General features: G+C 66.9%; 24 protein-coding genes. 12 read left to right on the top strand and 12 right to left on the bottom strand.

The annotated features are described in order from the left end of the window. Positions 1-4: 4 nt before the first annotated feature. Positions 5-1,675, bottom strand: coding sequence for a 2,3-epoxybenzoyl-CoA dihydrolase (gene boxC, locus C8C95_RS05740; RefSeq protein ID WP_116747955.1), 1,671 nt, complete (start codon positions 1,673-1,675; stop codon positions 5-7). 265 nt (positions 1,676-1,940) lie between these two features. After that, complete coding sequence (locus C8C95_RS05735) at positions 1,941-2,882, bottom strand: helix-turn-helix transcriptional regulator (protein ID WP_116747954.1); 942 nt, start codon at positions 2,880-2,882, stop codon at positions 1,941-1,943. Between the two features lie 191 nt (positions 2,883-3,073). On the opposite strand from C8C95_RS05735, the gene C8C95_RS05730 reads away from it, so the two are divergent. Genes C8C95_RS05730 through C8C95_RS05715 form a run of 4 tightly spaced genes read left to right on the top strand, consistent with a single transcriptional unit; the run spans position 3,074 to position 7,577 of the window. Further along, positions 3,074-3,541 (top strand): DUF4863 family protein, encoded by a 468-nt coding sequence (locus tag C8C95_RS05730; RefSeq protein ID WP_116747953.1) that lies wholly within the window; start codon positions 3,074-3,076, stop codon positions 3,539-3,541. Positions 3,542-3,597: 56 nt separating this feature from the next. After that, a complete protein-coding gene (locus C8C95_RS05725; protein ID WP_116747952.1) occupies positions 3,598-5,148 on the top strand; it encodes a 3,4-dehydroadipyl-CoA semialdehyde dehydrogenase in 1,551 nt (516 codons plus the stop codon). Positions 5,149-5,196: 48 nt separating this feature from the next. Continuing rightward, complete coding sequence (locus C8C95_RS05720) at positions 5,197-6,750, top strand: benzoate-CoA ligase family protein (RefSeq protein WP_116747951.1); 1,554 nt, start codon at positions 5,197-5,199, stop codon at positions 6,748-6,750. Next, positions 6,747-7,577, top strand: a complete 831-nt coding sequence (locus C8C95_RS05715; RefSeq protein WP_116747950.1) for an alpha/beta hydrolase — start codon at positions 6,747-6,749, stop codon at positions 7,575-7,577. The genes C8C95_RS05720 and C8C95_RS05715 overlap by 4 nt, the downstream gene beginning before the upstream one ends. A gap of 59 nt (positions 7,578-7,636) precedes the next feature. Here C8C95_RS05715 and C8C95_RS05710 read toward each other — a convergent pair whose 3' ends face one another. Beyond that, on the bottom strand, positions 7,637-8,329 hold the full coding sequence (locus tag C8C95_RS05710) for a Crp/Fnr family transcriptional regulator (RefSeq protein ID WP_056746945.1): 693 nt from the start codon (positions 8,327-8,329) through the stop codon (positions 7,637-7,639). A gap of 138 nt (positions 8,330-8,467) precedes the next feature. Here C8C95_RS05710 and C8C95_RS05705 point away from each other — a divergent pair, with 138 nt between their 5' ends. From C8C95_RS05705 to C8C95_RS05695, 3 genes are read left to right on the top strand one after another with little or no spacing between them, the layout of a single operon-like run. Further along, positions 8,468-9,460: a Bug family tripartite tricarboxylate transporter substrate binding protein gene (locus tag C8C95_RS05705; protein ID WP_116750150.1), complete on the top strand. Its 993-nt coding sequence runs from the start codon at positions 8,468-8,470 to the stop codon at positions 9,458-9,460. Between the two features lie 10 nt (positions 9,461-9,470). Further along, positions 9,471-10,436, top strand: a complete 966-nt coding sequence (locus tag C8C95_RS05700; RefSeq protein ID WP_116747949.1) for a 3-hydroxyacyl-CoA dehydrogenase NAD-binding domain-containing protein — start codon at positions 9,471-9,473, stop codon at positions 10,434-10,436. A gap of 48 nt (positions 10,437-10,484) precedes the next feature. Next, complete coding sequence (locus C8C95_RS05695; protein ID WP_116747948.1) at positions 10,485-12,284, top strand: feruloyl-CoA synthase; 1,800 nt, start codon at positions 10,485-10,487, stop codon at positions 12,282-12,284. A 121-nt stretch (positions 12,285-12,405) separates the two neighbouring features. Here the strand turns inward: C8C95_RS05695 and C8C95_RS05690 are convergent, their stop codons facing one another. The 4 genes from C8C95_RS05690 to C8C95_RS23995 all read right to left on the bottom strand — a co-directional run bounded on the left by C8C95_RS05690 (position 12,406) and on the right by C8C95_RS23995 (position 14,005). Further along, complete coding sequence (locus C8C95_RS05690; protein ID WP_116747947.1) at positions 12,406-12,882, bottom strand: HU family DNA-binding protein; 477 nt, start codon at positions 12,880-12,882, stop codon at positions 12,406-12,408. A gap of 206 nt (positions 12,883-13,088) precedes the next feature. Continuing rightward, complete coding sequence (locus C8C95_RS05685) at positions 13,089-13,730, bottom strand: hemolysin III family protein (protein ID WP_116747946.1); 642 nt, start codon at positions 13,728-13,730, stop codon at positions 13,089-13,091. 10 nt (positions 13,731-13,740) lie between these two features. Next, positions 13,741-13,899: a hypothetical protein gene (locus C8C95_RS23655; RefSeq protein WP_165836516.1), complete on the bottom strand. Its 159-nt coding sequence runs from the start codon at positions 13,897-13,899 to the stop codon at positions 13,741-13,743. Continuing rightward, the gene (locus C8C95_RS23995) at positions 13,874-14,005 is read right to left on the bottom strand and encodes a hypothetical protein (protein WP_255342784.1); all 132 of its coding nucleotides are present in this window, start codon (positions 14,003-14,005) and stop codon (positions 13,874-13,876) included. The genes C8C95_RS23655 and C8C95_RS23995 overlap by 26 nt, the downstream gene beginning before the upstream one ends. A gap of 188 nt (positions 14,006-14,193) precedes the next feature. Between C8C95_RS23995 and C8C95_RS05680 the strand changes: the two genes are divergently transcribed. After that, on the top strand, positions 14,194-15,198 hold the full coding sequence (locus tag C8C95_RS05680) for a M14 family zinc carboxypeptidase (protein WP_116747945.1): 1,005 nt from the start codon (positions 14,194-14,196) through the stop codon (positions 15,196-15,198). Between the two features lies 1 nt (position 15,199). Next, on the top strand, positions 15,200-15,985 hold the full coding sequence (locus C8C95_RS05675; RefSeq protein ID WP_116747944.1) for an alpha/beta hydrolase: 786 nt from the start codon (positions 15,200-15,202) through the stop codon (positions 15,983-15,985). 6 nt (positions 15,986-15,991) lie between these two features. Here C8C95_RS05675 and C8C95_RS05670 read toward each other — a convergent pair whose 3' ends face one another. The 3 genes from C8C95_RS05670 to C8C95_RS05660 form a co-directional block, all read right to left on the bottom strand. After that, positions 15,992-16,744 (bottom strand): SGNH/GDSL hydrolase family protein, encoded by a 753-nt coding sequence (locus C8C95_RS05670; protein ID WP_116747943.1) that lies wholly within the window; start codon positions 16,742-16,744, stop codon positions 15,992-15,994. A 113-nt stretch (positions 16,745-16,857) separates the two neighbouring features. After that, the gene (locus tag C8C95_RS05665) at positions 16,858-18,210 is read right to left on the bottom strand and encodes an SPOR domain-containing protein (RefSeq protein WP_116747942.1); all 1,353 of its coding nucleotides are present in this window, start codon (positions 18,208-18,210) and stop codon (positions 16,858-16,860) included. A gap of 203 nt (positions 18,211-18,413) precedes the next feature. Continuing rightward, positions 18,414-19,388: a DUF533 domain-containing protein gene (locus C8C95_RS05660; protein ID WP_116747941.1), complete on the bottom strand. Its 975-nt coding sequence runs from the start codon at positions 19,386-19,388 to the stop codon at positions 18,414-18,416. 263 nt (positions 19,389-19,651) lie between these two features. Here C8C95_RS05660 and C8C95_RS05655 point away from each other — a divergent pair, with 263 nt between their 5' ends. The 3 genes from C8C95_RS05655 to C8C95_RS05645 all read left to right on the top strand — a co-directional run bounded on the left by C8C95_RS05655 (position 19,652) and on the right by C8C95_RS05645 (position 23,494). After that, positions 19,652-20,818 (top strand): acetyl-CoA acetyltransferase, encoded by a 1,167-nt coding sequence (locus tag C8C95_RS05655; protein WP_116750149.1) that lies wholly within the window; start codon positions 19,652-19,654, stop codon positions 20,816-20,818. Continuing rightward, entirely contained in the window at positions 20,815-22,323 is a 1,509-nt protein-coding gene (locus C8C95_RS05650; RefSeq protein WP_116747940.1) for an AMP-binding protein, read from the top strand. Before C8C95_RS05655 ends, C8C95_RS05650 begins: the two co-directional genes overlap by 4 nt. A 523-nt stretch (positions 22,324-22,846) precedes the next feature. Beyond that, the gene (locus C8C95_RS05645; RefSeq protein ID WP_116747939.1) at positions 22,847-23,494 is read left to right on the top strand and encodes a DsbA family oxidoreductase; all 648 of its coding nucleotides are present in this window, start codon (positions 22,847-22,849) and stop codon (positions 23,492-23,494) included. 125 nt (positions 23,495-23,619) lie between these two features. Here the strand turns inward: C8C95_RS05645 and C8C95_RS05640 are convergent, their stop codons facing one another. Both C8C95_RS05640 and cphA read right to left on the bottom strand, forming a co-directional pair. Beyond that, positions 23,620-24,117: a CreA family protein gene (locus tag C8C95_RS05640; RefSeq protein WP_056066440.1), complete on the bottom strand. Its 498-nt coding sequence runs from the start codon at positions 24,115-24,117 to the stop codon at positions 23,620-23,622. After that, positions 24,114-26,693: a cyanophycin synthetase gene (gene cphA / locus C8C95_RS05635; protein WP_116747938.1), complete on the bottom strand. Its 2,580-nt coding sequence runs from the start codon at positions 26,691-26,693 to the stop codon at positions 24,114-24,116. Before cphA ends, C8C95_RS05640 begins: the two co-directional genes overlap by 4 nt. Positions 26,694-26,785: the final 92 nt, after the last annotated feature.

Genomic DNA, 26,785 nt, shown 5'->3' with positions numbered 1-26,785 from the left:
GGGGTCAGACGCGCGTCTGGTCAAACCCGGCCTTCTGGCCGGTGCCGTAAACCTTGAGCGCGCCCTTCTCGCCCACGGCGTTGGGGCGGTTGAAGATCCAGTTCTGCCACGCGGTCAGGCGCCCGAAGATGCGGGTGTTCATGTTCTCCCTGCTGGCAAAGCGCAGGTTGGCCTCCAGGCCGGTCAGCGCATCGGGCGACATGGCGGCGCGTTCTTCAATGGCGATACGGATTTCGTCGGCCCAGTCGATGTCGTCGGGGGCTGCCGTGACCAGGCCCAGCGCCAGTGCGCTGTCTGCGTCCAGCGGCCGGCCCGCGGCAGCGCGGACCGCTTCCAGCGGGCCCGCCTCTTCATAGAAGCGGCGCTGCAAGCGGCTTTGGTCATTCACCATGGGCAGCAGGCCAAAGTTGAATGCGTTCAGGGTGAGCGTTGGGGCCTGCTCTGGCGCGTCGGGCAGGGCCAGCATGTAGGTGCGGTCTGCCGCTAAGGCCAGTTCTGCGAGGGTGCCGGCAAAAGCCGATCCCGTCTCGATCAGCGCGAAGAGGCTGCGTGAGGACACATCCAGACGGGCAAACGTGCGTCGCAGCGCACCGATGGTCTCGCGCGCCAGCCAGTGGTCCTGATGCGCGAGCAAGATGGCATCGCTGGCCAGCACCGCCTGCGCATCCCCTTCGGTCTTCAGCAGCCAGGTGCCAATGTCCAGTTCGTTGGTGCGCAGGTTCAGGATGGCGTCGTCCAGCTCGCGGGCCAGTGCCAGTGGCCACCAGGCGGCGCCCGCTGCTTCAATGGCTGCCGTGTCTGCGGGCTGCGCTCCCTCGGGGGCGCGGATACACAGCGTGGCCGTGCGCCGTGCGCGGTCGATGTCCACCGTCACGTGCTGGTAGCGCATGCCGTCGGCATGGTCCTGCCGCTCCACGCGTGGCAGGGCAATGCCTTGTGCGCTGCCGGGGCGGGTGCTGGTCTGTGCATGGGCGGCGGCGCGCTCTTGCACCGTGGCGGCAAATTGTGCGGGCTTGGCGATACAGTCCACCAGGCGCCAGTCCATCGCGCGCTGGCCACGCACACCCTCCACGCTGGTGCAGAAGATGTCGGCCAGATCGTGCCGCACGTGGCGCTTGTCCGTGACCCGTGTCAGCCCACCGGTGCCGGGCAACACGCCCAGCAAAGGCACTTCGGGCAGCGACACGGCAGACGACCGGTCATCGACCAGGATGATTTCATCGCACGCCAGTGCCAACTCATAGCCACCGCCCGCGCAGGCGCCATTCACTGCCGCAATGAACTTGAGGCCCGAGTGTTTGGAGGAGTCTTCAATGCCGTTGCGCGTCTCGTTGGTGAACTTGCAGAAGTTGACCTTCCAGGCATGGCTGGACACACCCAGCATGAAGATGTTGGCGCCCGAGCAAAAGATACGGTCCTTGCCACTGGTGACGATGACGCTGCGCACGTTGGGGTGCTCGAAGCGGATGCGGTTGAGCGCGTCATGCAGCTCAATGTCCACCCCCAGGTCGTAGCTGTTGAGCTTGAGCTTGTAGCCAGGACGGATCCCGCCGTCCTCCGCAATGTCAAGGGACAGCCGCGCAATGGCACCCTCGACCGACAAGGTCCAGTGGCGGTACTGCGTGGGATCAGTGCGGTAGTCAACGCGTTCGGGAACGTGGGTGAGGTCTGCCATGGGGTCTCCGCGGAGAATTAATGCAATATAGTGCTTGTATTTCGCTGTTGATGTGCATCATCATGCATGTTGTTCGGTGTGTCAATGCATTTTTTTGCCGATGGCATTCTGGTAGACAGGCAGCGCTGCTGAGGGCTGCGCAGGGGGTGATCGGGGAGGAGGCGAGCTGCAGAGGCCGCCGTGGTGGCGGGCGCTGTGCCGGGATGGGCGTGGGTGCTGCGGCGCCGATGTCCGGGCTGCAGCCGTTCAGACCGGGTGCAGGTTTTTACGCCACGCGGGCCATGGCCTTGCGCACGCTGGCACTCAAGGTCTGCAGGCTCTGCTCGGGGGTCTGGCCGGAGGTATCCACCGTGATTTCGGCCTTGGAATAGAAAGCAGCGCGCCCGTCCAGGATGCGCTTGAGGTCGTCCATGGCCTCCTTGCTGGCGGCCATCGGGCGCATGTCGCCCTGTGCCACCACCCGCCCCATGTGTTCCTCGGGCGCGGCCCGTAACCACACGGTGGTGCAGTGGGCCAGCAGCTCGTTGAAAGTGGCGGGGTCCGACACAATGCCACCCGGCGTGGCAATGACCACCTCGCTGTGGATTTGGATGGTCTCTTCCAGTGCCCTGCGCTCGTAGCGGCGGTAGGCGGTGGTGCCGTACAGGTCGTGGATTTCGCGCACGCTGCACCCGGCGAGGGCCTCGATGGCGCGGCTCAGTTCAATGAAGGGAACATCCAGCTCGCGCGCCAGCAGCGGCCCCAGGGTGGATTTGCCCGCCCCCCGCAGACCCACCAGCGCAATGCGGCGGTGCCTTGCTGCGTCGTTGTGCCCCCCACTCAGCAGCTCGTGCAACGCCAGGCGGGCACGCCGCAGTTCGGGCTCGCTGCGGTGTTCCAGCAGTTCGCGGATCAGCAGCCATTCGGGCGATTGCGTCGTGAAATCGCCCACGAGCTCCGCCAGCGAGCAGTGCAGCGCATGGGCCACCTGCTGCAGCACCAGGATGGAGGCGTTGCCCGTGCCGTACTCCAGGTTGGCCAGGTGGCGCTCCGACACGTCGGCGGCCACCGCTACCGCCTTGCGGGTCAGGCCCCGCTGTGCACGCAGATTGCGAACGCGCTCGCCCAGCGACACCAGAAGAGGGTTCTTGGGCTCCTCGGCCGATGACTGCGCACCCTCCTGCGCGGAGGCGGGTGCGAGCAGCCCCGCCGTTTCTATTTCATTCATACCCATCCTTTTCATGGAGCGCCCTGGTCTTCTCAGGGAAAACGCCATTCATGCATTATAGTGCTTGACATGGATCTTTGAGGTAACTATGGTTCATCAATTGGCAAAATACTGCATGTTTTGGATGCGCGCAAGGCGGTGGATCAAAAACGGTGCAGATTGGGCCCCGACTCTAGCTGCACCCACTGCCCATGTCCGACAAAACTGCATTTCACGAAGCCTTGGTTGATCTGACCGCCCAGCTCGCTGGCAAACCCCTGGATGCCGCTCTGGCGCAATGGCTGAACACCATGCACGGCCCCACCAGTGCGACCTACCAGCGCTTGCGGGAGGCGTGCATTCAGGGCGCACGCGAAGGCTGGCTGTGTGAACGCGAAGGCGGCGGCATCCGCTATGGCCGTGTGTTCAAGCCCGAAGATGCCTTGCACCGGTTTTCTGTGGACGTGGTGGACATGCAAAACATTGCTGGCCCCCACCACACCCACCCGCAGGGCGAAATCGATTTGATCATGCCACTGGAGGGGGAGGCGTTGTTTGACGGCCACCCTGCCGGCTGGTGCGTCTACCCGCCCGGCAGTGCCCACCACCCTACGGTGGCGCACGGCAGGGCGCTGGTTTTGTACCTGTTGCCCGAGGGGCAGATCCAGTTCACACGCTAGGGCTGGCGCCTGCGCTGCTCCCCCCATGGACCCTCTTGCTCTGAAAGAACGACTGCATGATTGAATTGCTCGCCAACCACGTTGCCGGCCGCTGGCAACACGGAACAGGGCCCGGCACCGAGCTGCGCGATCCTGTGCTGGGCACCGCCCTGGTGCGGGTGGACGCCACGGGGTTGAATCTGCCCGAGGCCTTTGCGTTTGCCCGCGAACAGGGGGGAGCTGCGCTATGCGCTGCCACCTATCGTGAGCGGGCCGCCATGCTCGGCGCGGTCGCCAAGGTGCTGCAGGCGCACCGCGACAGCTATTACGACATCGCCACCGCCAATTCCGGCACCGTCAAGACGGACTCTGCGGTGGACATCGACGGCGGCATCTTCACGCTCGGCCAATACGCCAAATGGGGTGAGGCGCTGGGCGATGTGCGCGTGCTGCATGACGGGAATGCCGTCAGGCTGGGCAAGGAACCGGTCTTTCAGTCGCAGCACCTGCAGGTGCCGAGGCCAGGGGTGGCGCTGTGCATCAACGCATTCAACTTTCCTGCTTGGGGCCTGTGGGAAAAAGCCGCGCCCGCCTTGTTGTCGGGCATGCCGGTCATCGTCAAGCCCGGCACATCCACGGCGTGGCTGACCCAGCGCATGGTGCAGGACGTGGTGAACGCGGGGGTGTTGCCCGCCGGCGCGCTGTCGATCATCGCGGGAAGCTCGGCGGGCCTGATGGATGCGCTGCAACCCTTTGATGTGGTGTCGTTCACCGGCTCTGCCGAGACGGCGGGCGTTGTCCGCGCGCATCCGGCGGTGGCGCAGCGTTCGGTGCGCGCCAACATCGAGGCGGACAGCCTCAATGCCGCGCTACTGATGCCCGACGCAGAGCCGGGCGGCGCCGCCTTTGACTTGCTGGTGCGCGAAGTCGTTCGTGAGATGACCGTCAAGTCAGGCCAGAAGTGCACCGCGATCCGCCGCATCCTCGTCCCCACTGCGTCGTACGCTGCGGTGGCGGAGGCTGTCAGCGCCCAGCTGGCCCGCGTGGTGGTGGGCAACCCCCGCAACCCGGAAGTGCGCATGGGCTCGCTGGTCAGCCGCGCCCAGTTCGATGGGGTGCAGGCAGGCATTGCCGCCCTGGGGGCCCATACCGACCTTGTGTATGACGGCCGAACGCGGCCGCTGGTCGATGCCGACTCTGCAGTGGCCGCCTGCGTCGGCCCGGTGCTGCTGGGCGCGCGCGATGCCGACAAGGCCTCCATCGTTCATGACGTGGAGGTGTTTGGACCGGTGGCCACCTTGCTGCCCTATAACGACCTGCCCCATGCGCTGGCCCTTGCGCAGCGTGGCCAGGGCTCGCTGGTGACCTCGCTCTATGGCTCCGACGACAAGGCCCTGGCCCAGGCCGCCGTAGCGCTGGCTGCGAGCAATGGCCGTGTGCATGTGGTGACGCCGGCAGTGGCCACTGCGCACACGGGCCACGGCAATGTCATGCCCATGTCGCTGCATGGGGGGCCCGGCCGGGCTGGTGGTGGTGCTGAGCTGGGTGGCTTGCGGGCGCTGGACTTCTACCACCAGCGCAGTGCGGTGCAGGCCAGCCCCGAAGTGCTTGCTGCGCTGGGCTGCTGACCCCCGTACCCACCCACAAAAACAACGCCATCGCGACGGAGACACCCCATGAACAGCCTTCCGGAACAGTTCAATTTTGCAGAGCATCTGTTTGCTCTCAACCGCACGCGGGGTGACCGCATCGCCTACATCGACGACCGGGGGACCCTGAGCTACAGCGCGCTGGAAGACCGCGCACGGCGGCTGGCGGCGGTGCTGGCCAACACTGGCGTGCGGCGCGAGGAGCGCGTGCTGCTGCTGATGCTGGACACCAGCGACTGGCCGGTGGCGTTTCTGGGTTGCCTTTACGCGGGTGTGGTGCCTGTGGCGGTCAACACCCTGCTCAAGCCCGACGACTACGCCTACATGCTGACGCACTGCCGCGCGCAGGCGGCGCTGGTCTCCGGTGCATTGCTGCCGGTGCTGGACGAGGCGCTAGCCCTGGCACCCCACCATGAGGTGCGTGCTTGCGTGGTGTCGCAGCCGCAAGGCCCGCTGGGTGCGGGGGCGGTGGACATGCAGGCCGCCATCGCCAGCACCCCCGCGCTGACTGCGCCCGCCCGCACCGGCCCGGACGAGCCCGGGTTCTGGCTTTATTCCTCGGGCTCCACGGGCAAGCCCAAGGGCACGGTGCACACGCAGGGCAGCCTGTGGTGGACGGCCGAGCTGTATGGCAAGGCGGTGCTGGGTCTGACCGACAAGGATGTGTGCTTTTCGGCTGCCAAGCTCTACTTTGCGTATGGGCTGGGCAACAGCCTGACCTTCCCTTTGTCAGTCGGCGCTACAGTGGTGCTGATGGCCGAGCGACCCACGCCAGACGCCACGTTCGAGCGCTGGACGCGCCACCAGCCCACGGTGTTCTTTGGGGCGCCCACCGGTTTTGCCGGCATGCTGGCCTCGCCCCGCCTGCCTTCCCGAAGTGCGGTGGCGCTGCGCATGTGCTCGTCTGCCGGCGAGGCGCTGCCGGCCGAGATCGCGCAGCGCTTCAAGGACCATTTCGGCTGCGACATCATCGATGGCATTGGCTCGACAGAGATGCTGCACATCTTCCTTTCCAACCGCCCTGGCGATGTGCGCTACGGCACCACGGGCAAACCGGTGCCCGGGTACGAGATATCCCTGCGCGGCGAAGACGGCAGCGAGGTGGCGCAGGGCGAGATTGGCGACCTCTACATCCAGGGCCCCAGCGCTGCGCTGATGTACTGGAACAACCGCGCCAAGACCCGCGAGACATTCCAGGGCGCGTGGACCAAAAGCGGCGACAAATATGTGCGCGATGCCGAGGGTTACTACACCTACGCCGGGCGCAGCGACGACATGCTCAAGGTCAGCGGCATTTACGTGTCCCCCTTCGAGGTGGAGGCCACGTTGATGCAGCACACTTCCGTGCTGGAGGCAGCCGTGGTCGGCACGCAGGATGCTGATGGCCTGACCAAGACCAAGGCGTTTGTCGTGCTCAAGGACGGGCAGGCAGTCACACCGGATGAACTCAAGGCCTTTGTGAAGGAACGCCTGGCGCCCTACAAGTACCCGCGTCTGATCGAATTCTTGCCCGAGCTGCCCAAGACGGCCACCGGCAAGATCCAGCGATTTCGGCTGCGCGAGCGGGAGCAGCGGGCGTGAGTGCCAACGACGTTGCACCCAGCCCTGCGGGGCGCACTGAGCATGTGCCAGTGCGCTGGCGCAACCGCACGGTCCATATCGAGTACCAGTGGATAGCCCCCGAGCGCAGCACTGCCCCCTTGGTGGTGTTCCTGCACGAGGGCCTAGGCTCCGTGGCGATGTGGAAGGACTTCCCGCGCCAGCTGTGCGATGCGGGTGGGTTTCGGGGGCTGGTGTTCTCACGTCCTGCTTATGGCCGGTCCACACCCCGGCGCGCGGACGAGGTGTGGGGCGTGGACTTCATGCACCAGCAGGCACACGAGGTGGTGCCCGCATTCCTCGATGCACTGGGCGTGCAGGAAGCCGCCTGGCTCTTTGGCCACAGCGATGGCGCATCGATTTCCCTGTTGCTGGCTGCCCGCTGGCCGCAGCGTGTGCAAGGGCTGGTGGTGATGGCGCCGCACATCTTTGTGGAAGACGTGACGGTGCAAAACATCGAACGCGCGCGGGACGCTTACGAACAGACCGATCTGCGCCACAAGCTGGCGCGTTACCACGACGATGGGGATTCGGCCTTCTGGGGCTGGAACCGCGTCTGGCTGGACCCGGCGTTCCGTGCGTGGAACATCGAGCCGGAGGTCGCCCTGATCCGCGCCCCCGTGCTGGCCATCCAGGGCTGTGATGACGAGTACGGCACCCTGGCCCAGATCCGGGGCATTGCCCAGCGGGTGCCAGGCACCCGGCTGCTGGAATTGCCGGACTGCGCGCACTCTCCGCACCGCGACCAGCCTGGTGCGGTGATGGCCGCTGCGGTCGCCTTCATCCAAGCGCACCACTCGCCCACATAGCGGCAGATGGTGCAGTAACGGGCGGTAGCCCATGCACCCAGCGACGCCCAAAAAAGGGGTTATTCCACCTGGCGCCGCAGGCCTTCCAGGTCGGTCACGGTGATGCCGCCGTATTCGATCTCCAACAGGCCAGCGGCCTGCAGCCGCTTCAACGCCGCGTTGCAGCGCTGGCGTGATACGCCCGAGAGATTGGCAATTTCTTCCTGCGACACCTGCAGGTGCGTGTCGCTGCCCGGGTGCAGCCAGGGGTGGAACAGGCCTGCCAGTGCGCGGGCCACCTGGCTGTCGGTATCGAGCAAATGGTGGGCCGTAAAGTTGCCCAGAAACCAGTGCATGCGTTCGTTGATCTGGCGCAGCAGAAAGTGGTCAAAGCTGCGCTGCGTGGCGTGCAGCCATTCAAAAGTCTCCATCGGCACCAGCGCAACGCGGCTGGGGCGCAGTGCGATCACGTCGGCCGTGCGGGGCGTGCCGCGCAGCAAGGTGCCCTCGCCGAACCAGCTTCCCGCCGACAGTCCGCCGAGCGTGACCGAGCGGCCATCCCCCGAGGTCACAGTCCACTTCAGCAGCCCCTCGATGGCGCCGTACCAGTGCACGGGGGTATGGCCGCGCCGGCACAGCTCGCCGCCCTGGGGCACTTCGACCTCGCGCACATCGTCCATCACCCGCTGCTGGGCGGCGCTGTCCAGGGCCGGGAACCAGGCAGAGTGCAGCAGCAGATCGGTGAGGGTAGGGGGCGCCAGTTTGACCAACATGGTGAGAGTGTCTCCTGCGCCACTGTGTGATGTACAGGCGCGTGCGCGTATTCCCTGAGTCCAAATGTCATCGCGATGACTGAATGTGCAAGGGCGTCAAAAAATAATGACGGCTCCATCCACAGGAGACACATGATGATGCACACCCGCCGCCAGTTCATGCACCACGTCGGTTGCGCCTCTGCGCTGGGGGCCTTGTCGCCGCTGGCCGCCTGGGCGCAGACCATCGACCAGATCAAGATCTTTTACGGCTTTCCCGCAGGCAGCGCGGGCGACAGCGTGGCGCGCAGGGTGGGCGAGAAGCTGGCGGGATCGCCCTACACCCGCAACCCCGCGGTGGTGGAAAACAAGCCCGGCGCGGGCGGCCGCATCGCGCTGGAGTCGCTCAAGGGGGCGCCCGCCGATGGCAGCGTGCTCACGCTGTCGCCGTTTTCGTGCACGTCCATTTACCCGCACATTTACAGCCGCCTGAGCTACGACCCGGCCAAGGACTTTGTGCCGGTGTCCATCGGTGCCGTCATGCACCATGGTCTGGCTGTGGGGCCGCTGGTGCCTGCCTCCGTCAAGACGGTGAAGGACTTTCTGGCCTGGGCCAAGGCCAACCCCGGGCAGGCGAACTACGGCTCACCCGCAGCGGGCTCCACGCCACACTTCATCGGTGCGCTGCTGGGCTTGAACAACGGCGTGGACCTCAAGCATGTGCCGTACCGCGGTTCCATCCCGGGCGTCACCGATGTGGTGGGCGGGCAAATCGCGTCGATGGTCACACCCAGCGGAGACTTCATTCCCAACCACAAGGCGGGCAAGCTGCGGCTGATCGCCACCTCAGGCCAGGCGCGCTCTCCGTTTTCGCCCGAGGTCGCCACGTTTGCAGAGCAGGGCTTTCCAGAACTCACGACCGAGGAATGGTTTGGCTTTTACGCCCCGGCCCGCACGCCGGCAGCCGTGGTGTCTGGCGCCAACGCCGCCATCAACGCAGCGATCAAGGACAAGGCCGTCATGGACAGCCTGGCCGTGGTGGGGCTCATCGCGAAGGGCTCCACGCCTGCGGAGATGCTGGCCTCGCAACAGGCCGAATATGAGCGCTGGGGCCCGCTGGTGAAGAAGGTCGGCTTCACGGCAGAGTCCTGAAAGGTTCCCCATGGCACACACCGTGAAGCGCGTGACTGTGGTGGCCACCGGCACCATTGGCGCGAGCTGGGCCGCGTACTTTCTGGCACGGGGTTTGGACGTGCATGCCACCGACCCGTCGCCAGGGGCCGAGCAGCGACTGCGGGACGCCGTCGCCGCGCATTGGGTGGCGCTGTCGCAGCAGGGGCTGGCCTCGGGGGCAAGCCAGGAGCGCCTGCACTTTCATGTGCGGCTGGAAGATGCTCTGGCGCAGGCCGACTTTGTGCAGGAGAACGGGCCCGAGCGACTCGACTTCAAGGTGGACCTGTTCCGCCGCATGGATGCAGCGACCCCGGCGCATGTGGTGCTGGCCTCCAGTTCTTCGGGGCTGGCGGTGACGGACATGCAGAAGGATTGCGCACACCCCGGGCGCGTGGTGCTGGGCCACCCGTTCAATCCGCCGCACATGATCCCGCTGGTCGAAGTGGGCGGCGGCGAGCGCACCACGCCCCAGGCGGTGGCCGATGCCATGGCTTTCTACGCCCGCATTGGCAAGCGTCCCATCCACGTGCGGCGTGAGATCAAGGGGCACATTGCCAACCGCCTGCAGGCGGCGCTCTGGCGCGAGGCCTTTCATCTGGTGGACCAGGGCGTAGCCACTGTGGAAGACATCGACACAGCCATCTCCCAGGGCCCCGGCTTGCGGTGGGCGCTGATGGGGCCGTTCATGAACCTGCACCTGTCGGGTGGCGAAGGTGGCATTGCCCACCTGCTGGCCCACCTGGGCGGTCCCATCGAAAGCTGGTGGCAGGACCTGGGCACGCCGTCCATGACCGAAGCCTTGCAGCACCAGGTGACCGAAGGGGTCGCACAGGCGCTGGGCACGCGCCAAGCCCGCGATCTGGCCGGTGCGCGGGATGCCTTGCTCATTGAGTTGCTGCACGCCAAGCAGGTGTCAGGCTTGTTGAGCAAGCCCGATCCCGATCTGCACACCTGAGGCGCAGCGTCCCCTGTTTTGAACCTCCATCGCTCCCGAGAACCCACCATGTACCCAGCCTTTCTTGATGACGAGCGCCAGATTGCCCCTGCGCGCGCTGTGCGCACCCAGTTTGACGATGGTTCTTTCACGCTGCGCTCTCCCATGGCGTTGCAACCCTATGCCCGCTGTGTGGGGGAATGGCTGGAACGCTGGGCGCGCGAGACGCCAGATGCGCTGGCGCTGGCCGAGCGCGGCGACGGCGCAGAAGGCTGGCGCAGCCTGACCTATGCTCAGCTGCGCCGCCAGGTGGGCGCCGTGGCCCAGTCGCTGCTGGACCTGCGGTTACCTGCCGGGCGGCCCATTGCCATCCTGTCCGACAACGCGGTGGACCATGCGGTGCTCATGCTGGCGGCTATGCATGTGGGCATCACCCCCTGTTCGCTGTCGAGCGCGTATGCGCGCTCCCAGGACCACAGCCGCCTGCACAGCATGCTGTCGGTGCTGGAGCCCAGCCTGGTATATGCGTCCGATGCCAGCGTCTATGCGGCAGCCCTGCACGGCTGGGACAGCGATGCCGTGCGGGTGTTCAGCCGCAACGCCTCCGCGTGTCCGGGTGCGCTGCCCTGGGAGCATCTGCTCGCTGGGCAGGAAACGCCCCAGGTGCAGCAGGCCATGCAGGCGCTGCTGCCCGATGACCATGCCAAATACCTGCTCACCTCCGGCTCCACCGGTCGGCCCAAGGTGGTCATCAACACCCACCGCATGCTCTGCGCCAACCAGCAGATGATGGCCCAGGCGTGGCGCTTTCTGGAGCATGAAAAGCCAGTGCTGGTGGACTGGTTGCCCTGGAGCCATACCTTTGGCGGCAACCACAACCTCAACATGGTGCTGTGCCACGGCGGCACGCTCTACATCGACGAGGGGCGGCCGGTGCCGGGGCTCATCGACAAGACGGTGCGCAACCTGCGCGAGGTACAGCCCACCATGCTGTTCAACGTCCCTCGGGGCTTTGACATGCTGCTGCCGTTTCTGGAGGCCGACGACGGCCTGGCCGCCGACGTGCTGGCGCGCATGCGGCTGGCCTTCTATGCGGCGGCGGCGCTGGCTCCATCGACCTGGCAGCGCTTGCAAGCCGTTGCGCGACGCGTGCGCCCCGCGCAGCCGCTGTGGCTCACGACATCGTGGGGATCCACAGAGACAGCACCTGCCGTCACCACCGCGCACTGGCACCTTGAAGGCGCGGGCTGTATTGGTGCACCCTTGCCAGGGCTGGAGCTGAAGCTGGTGCCCAACGGCAGCAAGCTGGAGATGCGGGTGCGTGGCGTGTCGGTGTTTGCAGGCTACCGCAATGCGCCGCGTGAAACGGCGGCTGCGTTCGATCACGAAGGGTTCTACCGCATCGGCGACGCGGGCTATCTGGTGGACGCGGAGCAGCCAGACAAAGGCGTGGTCTTCAACGGGCGCGTGGCGGAGGATTTCAAGCTGTCCAGCGGCAGCTGGGTGTCGGTGGGCACGTTGCGGGTGGAGCTGGTGTCGCAACTGGCGCCGCTGGTGCAAGACATTGTGCTCACCGGGCATAACCGTGACGAGGTGGGCATGCTGGTGTTCCCGTCTGCGGCCGGTGCGGCCGACGCTGGGCGTCTGGAGCAGGCATTGCAGGCCGTGATGCGCGCGCGCCGCGATGCGGGCGCTGGGTCTTCGCAATGCCCCACACGGGCCATGGTGATGGACATGGCGCCTGATGCAGACGCCGGTGAGATCACTGACAAGGGCTACATCAACCAGGGGGCGGTGCTGTCACGCCGCGCGGCGGCGGTGCAGGCTTTGTATGCCCATCCTGAAGCGCCAGTGGTCATCAGGGCCTGATTGCGCGGGGCCCAGGGCGTGTAGGGGAGGCGTCGTCGCGCACCCTTGCGGGTTCCGCCAAAAGAAAAAGGGGCCTCGCGGCCCCTGGTGCTGAAGCAGGCGCCTTGCGGCGCTGGGTGCATCAGGCGGTTGCGTCCTTGAGCTTCTTCAGGGCGCGGGTCTTGATCTTGACCGAGGCGGGCTTGGCGGGGAACCAGCGCTCTTCACCCGTGAACGGGTCCTTGCCAAAACGCTTTTTCTTGGCAGGCACTTGCTGCAGGCCGATCTTGAGCACGCCAGGCAGCGTGAACTCGCCAGACCCCTTCTTGTGCACCGAGCCCAGGATGGCGGCTTCCAGCGCAGCCAGCACGGCCTTGGTGGCCTTGGGTTCCACGCCCGACTGTTCAGCCAGGTGGGCGACCAGCGTGGTCTTGTTGAACGCAGTCTTGATGGGCTTCAGCGCAGCTGCAGCGGCCACGGGCTTGGCGGCGGGCGCAGCAGCCTTCTTGGCGGCTGGCGCAGCCTTTTTGGCTGCAGGGGCTGCCTTCTTGGCGGCGGGTGCTGCGGCCTTGACGGCCACCTTCTTTGCGGGAGCGGGAGTTTTCTTTGCAGTTGCCATGATGTTTTTTCGTTGATTGGAATGACGATGGGCCCTGCCTCTGTGGGCGAGGACCTGCGTGATTTTAGGTGCGATAACGCCAGGCGCGATAGGGCCTGCATGCTGCAGGTGTTTGCAGCCATTGCATCGATGCGGCATTGCCTGCTGGTGCAGGGCCCGCGAGGCGGTTGCAGGCGCGTGCGCTGCGACCGTTTTGGGTGGCTTGGCTAGGTCGCCGTCTGCAGGCCCAGCACCGCGATCACGTGGCAGCCCGTGCCTGCAATGACGCAGCCATGCCACACAGCGTGGGCATAGCGCACCACGGCGTCCATCACAAAAAACACCACGCCAGCTGTGTACGCAGCCCCGCCGATGACCAGCCAGGCGGTACTCACGGCGGGCACATGGGCCATCAGGGGCAGGGCCGCCAGCAGCGCTACCCAACCCATCGCCACATACAAGACGGTGGAGAGCCAAGGTGCTGCGCGCCGCGTGCGCAACTGCAGCCAGCAGCCCGCCAGCGCCGCAACCCACACCAGCACCAGGGCCGCGATGTGGTGTCTGTGGCCTGGCGCACTCAGCGCAAACGGGGTGAAGCTGCCCGCAATGAACAGGTGGATCGCCGCATGGTCCAGCTGCAGCGCCCATTGCTTGGCCCGCCCCGGCGGCAGTGCGTGGTACAGGGTGGATGCGCCATACAGCAGCGCCATGGTGGCCCCAAACACCAGCACGCCCCAGATGGCAGCAGGATGCGCGGCGTGGGCGGATTGCAGCAGCTGCGGCACGGCCAGGCAGGCGCCCACCAGCGCAGCACCGTGCAGCGCACTGTTCGCCACCTCTTCGTGCAGGTCCTGCGGCCGGTCGCTCACGGCGGTCTCGCTAATGGTGGGCAGGCGTGTGCAGCCGCTCGCGCCACAGCTGCCAGCGCGCGCGCTGCAGGGCCAGAAACTCCACCACGCCCCAGGCCAGTGCACCGGCCAGCATTGCCCAGCCCATGGCCCAGCGGTAGATCTCAGTCTTGCGCGATGGCGGGTACATCGTCGTGGTCCCAGCCGGTGGTGCGGGGCAGGTCCAGGCTCAGCCATCCGCGTTCATCGAACAGCTCATCGAGCAGTCGCTGCAGTCCGAACAGTTTCCAGAGCATGGTGCGCCTCTTCCAAAGGGTGGTAACTGCTGGCAAGGTAGCGCTGTTGTGTGACGGTTTCGCGTCGGTTCGCGCAAACCCCACAGGCCCACCGCGACGCTGTTCGTGCCGTGCCCCGGGCGCTATCCTCGCTGCTTGGCACGCGCTCTGGCGTGCTTTACACACCGACTTACCCCCAACCATTGAACATGCTGCCCGAGCTTGCGGCGCTGGAAAAAATCCTCGACCTGGGGGCGCCTCATCTGGAGGTGCAGGTCGTCCAGCAGGTGGCTGTGGCATCGGGGCCGCATTTGCCCATCTACGCCATCGGGTTGGGCAACCCGGCGCTGGACGTGCCTGCGGTGGGGTTCTTTGGCGGCGTGCATGGGCTGGAGCGCATTGGTGCCGAGGTGGTCATTGCCTACCTGCAGAACGTGGTCATGCGGCTGCAGTGGGACACCACCTTGCACCAGCAACTGGAGGGGGTGCGCCTGGTCTTCATGCCCATCGTCAACCCCGGCGGCATGTGGTCTGCCACACGTGCCAACCCGCGCGGGGTGGACCTGATGCGCAATGCGCCCGTCGATGCGGTGGACCCGGTGCCCTGGGGCGTTGGTGGGCAGCGCGTGAGCGCGGGCCTGCCCTGGTACCGGGGCAGGCTGGGCGAGCCCATGGAGGCCGAGAGTCAGGCGCTGTGCGACGTAGTGGCGCAGCAGCTGCTAGCGCGGCCGTTCAGCATTGCGCTGGACTGCCACTCGGGCTTTGGGGTGAAGGACCGGCTGTGGTTCCCGTTTGCCCACACCCGCCGGCCCATTCCGCACCTGGCCGAGCTGCATGCGCTGCAGGACATTTTTCTGCAGGCGCACAGCAACCACCAGTACATCATCGAGCCGCAGAGTGCGCAGTACCTTGCCCATGGCGACCTGTGGGACCACCTGTACCTGCAGGCCTGCCGCGAGGTGCCCGCGCACACCTTCCTGCCGCTCACGCTGGAGATGGGATCGTGGCTGTGGATCAAGAAGAACCCGCGCCAGCTGTTCTCGCGCAACGGCATCTTCAACCCGCTCATCAACCACCGCCAGCAGCGGGTGCTACGGCGGCACCTGTCGCTGCTCGACTTTCTGTCGCGCGCCGCCTGCAGCCATGCGCGATGGGTGCCAGCGCCCGAGCAGCGTGCACAGCGCCGGGCCGATGCCCTGGCGGCGTGGTACTGAGATGCCCGCGCGCCCACCCCGCCAATGGATCCTGCTGCGCGGGCTGACGCGCGAGGCCGCGCACTGGGGCGCCTTTGGCGAGCGCTTTGCGCAAGCGGTGCCGGGCGACGACGTGCTGGCGCTGGACCTGCCGGGCAACGGCCAGTTCCACCATCTGACATCACCCTTGTCGGTACAAGGCATGGTGCAAGCCTGCCGTGCAGAGCTGGCGCAGCGTGCCGTGGCGCCGCCCTACCACCTGCTGGCCATGTCGCTGGGGGCGATGGTGGCCACCGAATGGGCGCGCGTGGCGCCCCACGAGGTGGCGGGGTGCGTGCTCATCAACACCAGCCTGCGCCCGTTCAGCCCGTTCTGGCACCGCCTGCAGCTGCACAACATCGCACCGCTGCTGCGGCTGGCCTGGCGGTGGCGATCTGCGGAAGCTGCGGAGCAGGTGGTGTGGCAAATCACCAGCCGCAGCGTGCCATCCGCAGCCGCCGGCGTGTTGGCGCAGTGGGCCGCGGTGCGCAGGCAACGGCCGGTGTCGGCCTGCAATGCCCTGCGCCAGCTGGTGGCGGCCGCGTGGTACCGCGCGCCGGCAGCCGCACCCGTGGACCGTTTGCTGCTGCTGGGCAGCCTGAAAGACCACCTGGTGTCCCGCCAATGCTCGCAGGCCATTGCGCAGGCCTGGGGGCTGCCGCTGCAGTTGCATCCGTGGGCGGGGCACGACCTGCCGCTGGATGACCCGCAGTGGGTCATCGATGCCGTGCTGCAGTGGCTGTCCCGTAACGAGGCAACGGAGGGGTAGTGGGGGCTATGGCGTGAGGCCGTTCAACCCGCCCTGTGCCACCAGCTCGCGGTACCACTCGGCATAGCCCGCGCTGCTGGGGTGCAGGCCGTCAGCGGCATTTAGCTCCTGGCTGCGGGTCACGAACGGGTCCTGGTCGCGCGGCTTGAGCAAGCGCACGTAGTGCACCTGCTGCGCGCTGGCTGCCTCCCGCGCCAGGGCATGCAGCGCCTCGGACCGGCGCGACATGGCCCATGACAGGGGCGGCACAAAAAAGGGCGCGTGGCCCACATTGCCACAAGGCATCAGCACCACCTGCTGCCCCTTCTGGCGCGCGAGCGCCACGGCCTGCTGTACGTGGTCGCGCAGCGTGTCTTCAGACGTGAAGCGGATCACATCGTTGCCTCCTGCCAGCACCAGCACCAGGTCGTAGCCGCCGCCAGCGCGCTCCAGTTGCTGCACCACATCGCCAAATTTGGCGCCGTTGGCCGCCAGGTTGTCGATGCGCCATTGGGGATGGTCCTGGCCGATGCGCCCCGGCAGGCTGTCTGCTGCGGTGCTGGCACCAGTGCCCACGGCAGTGCTGTCTCCCACCACCAGCACACGCCGCGTCGGCTGCGGGGGCTGAGCGGTGTAGGGGCGTGCATCGCGGGCCAGGTCGGCGGCCGTCCACATGCGCCAAGGGGCACAGCCCGTCAGCAGCACTGCGCCCGCAGCCACCGCGGCCAGGGTGGCCCACCGGCGGGTGGCGTTGTGGTGCGGGGAGGTCTTTCGCGTCATGGTGCATACGCCCAAAGTTGCTCTGGGCTCAGCGTACCTGCAGACTCGGCGACCCTGCGTCGGCGTCGGGCATTCGCATGCGTAGGACAGTGCTACGCCCCACATCCAGGGGGCTACTGCTTGAAGACGACGGCGTCCAGCGCCATCGCCCGGATCGCCTCGGCCGCGGCATCGGCCTGGGCGCGGGTGGTGTAAGGCCCCACCCGCACGCGGATGCGACGGCCCTTGGAATTGTTCAACTCCTGGCGAAACGCGGGCAGGCCTTCGTTGAGCAAGCGCGCCTGCGTCTTGCGGGCGTTGGCCTCTTCGGCGAACAGGCCCACGTTGATGTAGTAGCCCGGGGCAGTGCCCACCGTGGGCAGCGCGGTGTCGGCGGTGGAGGACGCTGCTGCCGCCGGTGTCTTGGACTTGGTGGGGGCTGCTGCGCGGCTGGCGGCATCACGGCGTGCAGGGGCGGTAGCGGTGGCGCTGGCCGCAGGCGTCGGTGCGCGGGTCGATGCGGCTGGCATGGCTGGCTTGGGTGTGGACGCTTTGGCGGCTGGGGGGGCGGCCGTGGCCGATGCGGACGGAGCTGGAGCTGGAGGCTCGGCCGATTTTTGAACGGCAGTGGCGGCAGGAGCGGGCGCGACAGCCAAAGGTGCCGACGCCACAGGTGCAGGCGCAAGCGCAGGCTTGGGGGCTGCTGCTGCTGCTGCAGGAGCCTGGGGCGCGGGCGCGGGTGTGGGCGCTGGCGGTGGTTCTGTTGCCACTTCAGGGGCAGGCGTTGGCGGTGTGGGTGCCCCTTCGGCCTCCGGCACCGGCAAGGCACCCACAGGCTTGGTGGCAGATGCCGCCTGGGCCGCTGCCGTGGCCTGCGCCACCGTGACGGCGGGTTCCAGCGCCAGGGGCTTCACGTGCGACGGCGACAGCGCCAGGTAGGCGATCAGTGCGGCCAGGCCCAGCACCACGTTTGCCAGCACGAGCACCTGCAGCCGCTTGCGCGAGCTGGCCTGCTTTTCGAGCAGCGCACAGGCCTCCGGCACGGTGCGCGACGCGGCCAGCGCGCGCGCAATGCGCTTGCGGATGTCGGCGTACAGGATGGCGTTGCCGTACAGCCCCGGCACGGCAAAGGCCAGCACCGCAAAGGCGCCCAGCACCCCGAGTTCGATGCCCACGGGCCAGTGCAAAAACGAACGGCCCACGCCAAACACGATCAGTGCCAGCCCCTCGGCTGCCGCCACATAGACCAGCGCGGCGCCCCACAGCTGGCGAAACAGCATCCAGTTCAGGGTGCACAGGCAGGCGGCCCAGTTCCAGGTGGTGGTCGTGCGGCCCGTGTCGTCAAAGCGCTCGAACACCTTCAGGTAGTAGTCCGTGTTCACGGGCCCCAGGGCCAGGCGCGACATGGCGGCCATGGCGTTGTCGGACGGCGAATCGAGCGACATGGCCGGGATGATGGAGGCGACAGGATCCGTGTGGTCGAGCATGGTCGGATTCTGTCATGCACCGGGCGGTGTGTTACCTGCCGCATCGCAAGGTGCTGCGCGGCGGCAACGGGGGCGCGCAGCGTTGTGATGCGCTGCGGGGCGTCTGGGCAGGCCCCTGCATGCCTGCGGGGCGGTTTTTAAGTCAAATCGGCCGCAAGCGCTAGTCGAATATGTGCAAGCAGCTACTAATTTGATAGCATTCGCTATTTGCCCCGTACCAGGGCCATGATCTGGCCCGCGTCCAGCGTCGCAGCCTTCTGCTGAATTTGTGGCAAGTACTGCGTTTGCAGCTGCTTGGCGGGCGTGAGCAGGCCCTGAAAGGTCTCGCGCAGCATGGCCGTGCTCATGACCCGGCCACCGGCGTAATAGCGCTTGGCCACCTGCCCCAGCGCGTAGGTGGTGGCAAACGAAAACGCCATGCCTGTGGCAGCGCCGCCCAGCCCGCCGATGGTGCGGCCCGCCACCTTGCCCAACAGGCCGCCCAGCAGCTTGCGACCAAATTGCTCCAGGTACTGCGACGTCATGCCCACGCCGGCAGCGGCGATGAACTCCTTGATGTGGCCCTGGTCCAGCTCCACCCCGTGCGCCTTGCCAATGCCGTAGACCATCTTCACCTGCAGCGGGATGATGGCCATCGACGCCCATGACTGCGGCAGCAGCTCCAGCGCGCCATTGAGCAGCGCATAGTTCAGGATGGATTTGTCCAGCTCTGCGTCCGAGGCACCTGCACCGACTGCTGCGGCCAGAGGCGCTGCCGCAGCAGTGGCCACCGGCACCGCCATCGGCACGGCCTTTTCGGCCACGTCCACCAGCGCATCGGCTTGCTGGTCAAACGCTGCCGTCTGCGGGTCGCCCAGCTGCAGGGCCGCCTTGAGGCGGGTCAGAAACTCGCGCTCCGCCGCGGTCTGGCGGCCGTCCACATCGCACACGCAGACAGCCATCTCGTAGGCCAGCTGGCGGTGCATGGGCTCACTCAAACCCTGCACGGCGGCCTGCACGCTGGTGCGCTGCAGCAGCACGTCCTGGTAGATGCGCGGCAGGTCGGCCACGCCCCCGTCGCCCGCGAGCGACTCGGCAATGCGGCGTATCTCTTCGCGTTCGGCATCGTCCTTGTTGCCATCGGCAAACGCTGCCAGAAGGGCGATGGTAAGGATGGATTTTTGCTGGTCCAGGGTCATGGTCGTCGTGCAGAAAAAAGGGGTGGGAGGGGGTGCACACTGCTTGCAGTGTGTTGTGCGGTGGCTTGTGAACAGGTTCTTAGGTGCAGTCTAGGCAATGCGGTTTCAACGCCACAGCGTGTGGGGGATTGATGGCGCTGGCTGCGCGGGGCGCCAGGGCTTCGGGTTTTCCCTTGGGTAGTTCGGCGACTGTGCGGAGGGCCGTCGCTTGCCTACAGTGCTTGCCATCGCGCCGTCGTGGCGTGCATCAACGGAGGATGGACATGGGTGCAGCGATTGTGGGTTGGGCGCATTTGCCGTTTGGACGGCTGGACGGCATGGGCCTGGAAGACCTCATCACCCGCGCGGGCCGCGAGGCCCTGCAGCACGCGGGCATCGACGGCACAGCGGTGGATGGCGTGTGGCTGGGCAACCTTAACGGCGGCTTCACGCCCGATGTGTTTGCCTCGTCGCTGGCCCTGCAATGCGACGAGGCCCTGCGGTGGAAGCCCGCCACACGGCTGGAGAACGCCTGCGCGTCGGGCTCGGCGGCCCTCTATGCCGCGTGTGACGCGATCGAAGCCGGCCGCGCCCGGGTTGCCCTTGTCATCGGCGCCGAAAAGATGACCTCTGTCTCCGGCGCCGAGGCCACGCGCATCCTGGGTGACTGCGGCTACTCCGGCGAGGCGGGCCACCCGCCCGGCGGCTTCCCGGGCATTTTTTCCTCCATCGCGCAGGATTACTTTGCCGCGCATGGCGACCACTCGTCCACCCTGGCACGCATCGCCGCCAAGAACCACGCCAACGGCGCGCTCAACCCCTGGGCCCACATGCGCAAGGACCTGGGCTTTGAGTTCTGCAACACCGTGTCCGACCGCAACCCGATGATTGCCGCGCCCCTGCGCAAGACGGACTGCTCGCTGGTGTCTGACGGCGCCGCAGCGCTCATCCTGGCGGCCGATGATGCGGTGGCCGACTTCCCCCGCGCCGTGCGCCTGCGGGCGCGGGTGCAGGTGAACGACTACCTGCCCATGGCGCGCCGCCGTGTGGTGGACTTTGAAGGCCCCCGGCGTGCCTGGCAGCAGGCGCTGCAGCAGGCCGGGTGCGCGGTGCACGACCTGTCGCTGGCCGAGGTGCACGACTGCTTCACCATTGCCGAGCTGCTCACGTACGAGGCCATGGGCCTGGCGCCCGCAGGCCAGGGCCACCGCCTGCTGGAAGACGGCACCGTGCTGCGCAGCGGCCGCCTGCCCGTCAACGCCTCGGGCGGGCTCAAGGCCAAGGGCCACCCGATCGGCGCCACGGGCGTGTCGATGCATGTGGTGTCGGCCATGCAGCTCTTGGGCGAGGCGGGCGACCTGCAGGTGCCGGGTGCCACCCTGGCGGGCGTGTTCAACATGGGCGGCTCGGCCGTGGCCAACTACGTGAGCATTCTGGAGCGCGCCCGATGAACATCGCCCACCTGCTGCGCCGCAGCGCCTTGCTGCACGCCCACCGGCCCGCGCTGCTGCGTGGCGACCAGGTGCTGTGGAGCTACGCCACGCTGGCTGCCCGCACCGCCGCGCTGGCCGCCCATCTGCGCACACGCTGTGGCGTGGCCCTGGGCGACCGCGTGGCCATCTACGCCGCCAATGCGCCCGAATACCTGGAAGCCCTGCACGCCATCCTGTGGGCAGGGGCCGTGTCGGTGCCGGTCAACTACAAGCTGCATGCCAAAGAACTCGCCTACGTGCTGACCGACTCTGGCGCGCGCGTGGTGCTGACCTCTGAAGCGCTGGCACCCGCCGTGCGCGAGGCCGGGGCGCCGCAGGACGCGGTGCTGGTCTTCGGCTCCGACGCATACCGCGCCGCAGTCGCCCACACGCCCATGGACGTGTGCGACCGCGCGCCGCACGACGTGGCCTCGCTGTTCTACACCTCGGGCACCACCGGCCGACCCAAGGGTGTGATGCAGACCCACCGCAACCTGCTGGCCATGACGGCCTGCTACTTCACCGATGTGGACGACATCCTGCCCGGTGACGCCATGGTTTATGCCGCACCCATGTCGCACGGCGCGGGGCTTTACAACTACGCCCAGGTGCTGCGCGGCGAGCGGCATGTAGTGCCGCTGTCGGGCGGGTTCGAGCCGGCTGAACTGGTGCAGCTCGCGGCCAGCGTGGGCCAGCTCACGCTGTTTGCAGCACCCACCATGGTGCACCGCCTGGTGGACCATGTGCGTGCCACGGGTGCCGACGTGTCGGGCTTCAAGACCATCGTCTACGGCGGCGGCCCGATGTACGCCGACGACCTGCGCAACGCCCTGGCCGTGATGGGCAACCGCTTTGCACAGATCTACGGCCAGGGCGAAAGCCCCATGACCATCACCGCCCTGTCGCGCGCCCAGCTGGCCGACCGCGACCACCCGCGCTGGGCCGAGCGCATGGTGTCGGTCGGCGTGGCGCAGTCGCTGGTGGAAGTGCGTGTGGTCGATGCCACGGGCCAGCCCGTGCCCACCGGAGAGACCGGCGAGGTGGTGGTGCGCGGCGACACCGTGATGCCCGGCTACTGGAACAACCCCACCGCCACGGCGCAGACGCTGCGCGACGGCTGGCTCTACACCGGCGATATGGGCGCGCTGGATGCCGATGGTTTTCTCACGCTCAAGGACCGGTCCAAGGACGTGATCATCTCCGGCGGCAGCAACATCTACCCGCGCGAGGTTGAAGAGGTGCTGCTGCTCCACCCGCAGGTGCGCGAGGTGGCTGTGGTGGGCCAGCGCGATGCGGAATGGGGCGAGGTGGTGGTGGCCTTCCTGGTCGCTGGGGAGGGTGGTACGGTGCCCGGGGCGGAGCTGGATGCGCTGTGCCTGGAGCACATTGCGCGGTTCAAGCGGCCCAAGGAATACCGGTGGGTGGAGGCGCTGCCGAAGAACAGCTATGGGAAGGTGTTGAAGACGGAGCTGCGGCGTATGTGAGCAAGTGGCGGCTTGCTGGGCCGATTGGCTTTGGCCGACAGCAGTCATAAGATTCACTGCGAAAGCACTTCATGAATCACCCGAATCATTCCAACGAAGAAGGAAGCTCCTCTGACAAGAGCAAGAGCGTCAACCATCATTTCAAGAGGGAGTCGAGGCTGATGATCTGGTTTGCTGTTGGCGTGCCAGTCATCTTGCTGCTTGGAGCCTTTCTGCTAGGTCCTGCGCTCCTCACTTTCATAGGTAGGTAAAGGCATGGACGCGTGGGTTGCACCCGTGGCGAAAGTGGCGGGCGGGGCTACGTGCCTCAATACCGCATTCCTGTCGGCATCTAGCCCGGATGTTCGGCGTAGATTGGGTCAAGCAGCTCATGCGACAGCTTGCCGATAGCTATGCCGACAAGGCCTTGAAGGACTCAAGAGCGCGCTCGTCCAGGCGAGCATGAGTTTCCGGTACACCCATCACAATCGCGGTTTTCAAACCCGTCCTACTATTCGCCATCTCTCATCAGTACACCCCTCCCATGACCACCACCCTCAAGATCGATTTCGTCTCCGATGTCTCCTGCCCCTGGTGCATCATCGGCCTCAAGGCGCTGGAGCAGGCGGCGGACCGGCTGCAGGGCGAGGTCACGCTGGACCTGCACTTTCAGCCGTTCGAGCTGAACCCGCAGATGGGTCCTGCGGGTCAGGACATTGGCGAGCACCTGCAAGAAAAATACGGCGCCACGCCCGAGCAGAGCCAGAAGAACCGCGAGGCCATCGCGGCGCGCGGTGCGGCGCTGGGGTTCACCTTCAGCATGGACAAGCGCAGCCGCATCTACAACACCTTTGATGCGCACCGGCTGCTGCACTGGGCCGAAGAGAAGGGCGTGCAGCCCGCGCTGAAGAAGGCGCTGTTCACGGCGTATTTCACCGACGGGCAGGACCCGAGCAACCACGAGGTGCTGGTGCGCGTGGCGGGGGAGGTGGGGCTTGATGTGGCCGAGGCGCGTGCGCTGCTCGCCTCAGACCGCTACGCCGACGAGGTGCGCGAGCGCGAGCAGTTCTATCTGCAAAACGGCGTCCATTCGGTGCCCGCGATCATCATCAACGAGCGCCACCTGATCCAGGGTGGGCAGCCGGTGGAGGTGTTTGAGCAGGCGCTGCGGCAGATTGCCGCGCAGGGCTAGATGCTATTTATTTGATAGCTGCTCAGGTATATTGCACTAGCGCTACTGGCATCTACGATCAAAAAATGGGGCCTGGGGCCCCTTTTTTGATGTCTGAGCGATGCCCCGGCCACACCGGGCTACCGTCACTTGCGCAGCGGAATGGCGGTGGCGCGGTCCACGGGAACGGCGGTCACGCTGTTCTGGGGGGAGCCGTCGATGAGCTTTTCAGAGTAGGTCAGGTACACCAGCGTGTTGCGGGCCGGGTCCACCATGCGCACGATGCGCAGGCGCTTGAACAGGATGGACATGCGTTCGCTGAACACTTCCTCCTGTTTCTTCAGTGGCTCGGGAATGCTGATGGGGCCGACCTGGCGGCAGGCAATGGAGGCCTCGGCGCGGTCCTCGGCCAGGCCCAGCGTGCCCTTGACACCACCGATGCGGGCCCGCGAGACGTAGCAGGTGACGCCCCGTACGCCCGGGTCGTCATAGGCCTCGACGATGATGTCGTGGTCGCGGCCGATCCACTGGAACGCGGTGTCCACGGTGCCGATTTTTTCGCCCGATGCGGCCTGCACTGTGCCGCCCGCGAGGGCGGCAAGCGCCACAACGGCGGCGGTTGCCAACGTGCGCGCAGCGGTCATGCCGCGGTCTCGCCTTCGGTGCAGCGCTGGGCCAGGTGGGCCAGCGCTTCTTCGACCTGGTCCACCAGCACCAGGCACAGGTCGCCGGGTTGCAGGCGCTCCAGGGCGGTGTCAATGGCGATGAACTCGCCACGGATTTCTTCCACATGCGTGGTGCGCGGCGCACCAGCCAGGCCTTCACGCAGCAGGGCCATCACTTCGCCGTCGGCGCGACCGCGCTGGGCAGCGTCCTGGTACAGGATCACGTCGTCAAACGCGGCGCCCAGGATCACGGTCTGCTCGCGGATGTCTTCGTCGCGCCGGTCGCCCGCGCCGCTGATGACCACACTGCGGCGCTTGCCGGGCAGGGCGTCCACGGCCTGCACCAGGGCGCGCATGGCGTCGGGGTTGTGGCCGTAGTCGGCGATCACCGTCGCCCCCCGGTAGTCCATGATGTTGAAGCGGCCGGGGGCGTTGTCGCTGTCGTTCACAAAGCCCGACAGGCCGCGGCGGATGGTCTGCCAGGGCATGCCCACGCCCCAGGCTGCGGCCACAGAGGCCATGACGTTCTCGACCTGAAAACCGATCTTGCCGTTGCGCGTGATGGGCACGTCGCGCAGGTGGATGGTTTCGCGCCACGAGCCTTCGGAGGCGACGATGGAGTCACCGTCCACGTAGACGGTGCGGTGGCCCTGGGCGCGGTGCGTGACCATCACGGGGTGGTGGCGGTCGCTCGCAAAGTAGATCACCTTGCCGGGGCAGGCCGAAGCCATGGCCGCCACGATGGGGTCAGCGGCGTTGAGCACCGCGTAGCCCGTGGGGGCCACGTTCTGCACGATCACGCGCTTGAGCACGGCCAGGTCTTCCACCGTGGTGATGTAGTTCAGGCCCAGGTGGTCGCCCGCGCCAATGTTGGTGACCACGGCCACCTGGCAGCGGTCAAAGCCCAGGCCTTCGCGCAGGATGCCGCCACGGGCGGTCTCGAACACGGCGGCGTCCACCTCGGGGTGCAGCAGCACGTTGCGGGCGCTCTTGGGGCCGCTGCAGTCGCCGCTGTCGATCTGGCGACCGTTCACGTACACGCCGTCGGTGTTGGTCATGCCCACGCGCAGGCCCTGGGCCGTGAACAGGTGCGCAATCAGGCGGGCGGTGGTGGTCTTGCCGTTGGTGCCGGTCACGGCCACGGTAGGGATGCGGCCGTCGTCGCCATGGGCAAACAGTTTGTCCACCATGGCCTGGCCCACGTTGCGGGGCTTGCCGTAGCTGGGGGCCAGATGCATGCGCAGGCCGGGGGCGGCGTTCACTTCCACAAAGCCGCCACCTTGTTCTTCAAGGGGGCGCAGCACGGTCTCGGCCACCATGTCCACACCGCAGATGTGCAGGCCCACCATCTGGGCGGCGGCCACGGCGCGGGCCGCCACCTCGGGGTGCACGTCGTCAGTCACATCGGTGGCGGTGCCACCGGTGGACAGGTTGGCGTTGTTGCGCAGGATGACGCGCTGGCCTTTCTCGGGCACCGAGTCGGGCGTCAGGCCCTGCATGGCCAGGCGGGCCACGGCGATGTCATCGAGGCGGATCTTGGTCAGCGAGGTGGCATGGCCTTCGCCACGGCGGGGGTCCTGGTTGACCACGTCCACCAGCTGGCGCACGGTGTGCTCGCCATCGCCCAGCACCTGGGGCGGCTCGCGGCGTGCGGCGGCCACCAGCTGGTCGCCCACCACCAGCAGGCGGAAGTCGTGGCCGGGCAAGAAGCGCTCGACCATCACGGTGCCGTAGTCGGCGGCGTTCTTGTAGGCTTCTTCAAGCTGTGCGCGGTCGGTGATGTTGACGGTGACGCCCTTGCCCTGGTTGCCGTCTTGCGGCTTGACCACCACGGGCAGGCCGACCTTGAGGGCGACCTCCCAGGCTTCGTCCACAGTCTCCACCGGCTTGCCCAGCGGCACGGGCACGCCAGCGGCGTGCAGCAGGCGCTTGGTCAGGTCCTTGTCCTGGCCGATGGATTCGGCCACGGCGCTGGTCGAATCAACTTCGGCTGCCTGAATGCGGCGCTGCTTGGAACCCCAGCCAAACTGCACAAGGCTGCCGCGCGTGAGGCGGCGGTAGGGGATGCCCCGGGCTACGGCGGCCTCGACGATGGAGCCCGTGCTGGGGCCCAGGCGCTCGTCTTCGTCCAGCTCGCGCAGGTCGGCGACGGCCTTTTCGGCGTCAAAGCTGCCGTTGCCCAGTGCGGCCTCGACGAGCTGTTGTGCGTATTCAAACGCCTTGCGGCCCACGGCTTCTTCGCTGTATTCGACGACCACCTGGTACACGCCCGCATCGGTGGTGGCGGTGGTGCGCGCAAAGGTCACGGGGCAGCCGGCCTGCGCCTGCAGGGCCAGCGCGGCGGTCTGCAGCACATGGGCCAGCGACACGTCGCCGCCACCGGTTTCCGGGTGCAGCGCGCCGATGGCGGGGAACAGGGCCCGCAGGCGGGCTTCGAATCCGGCCATCTGGCCCACGGCGCGCTCGTTCTCGGCGCAGGTCACCACGGCCTCGATGGCCATGTGGCGGCTCCAGAGGTTGGGGCCGCGCAGGGCCCGTGTGCGGGTTACATCCATGGAAGTCTCTTTCAGTGGTCCATCAGGGCACTGGGGCCCTGTTCAGGTCGTGGGATGTGAGGTCAAACAACAAACAATGGCAAACGCGCGGC

It is taken from the genome of Acidovorax sp. 99 (assembly GCF_003096455.1).
Lineage (GTDB): Bacteria > Pseudomonadota > Gammaproteobacteria > Burkholderiales > Burkholderiaceae_C > Acidovorax > Acidovorax delafieldii.
The sequence above is the reverse complement of the archived record's forward strand: the minus strand, read 5'-3'. Positions and strand labels throughout refer to the sequence as shown.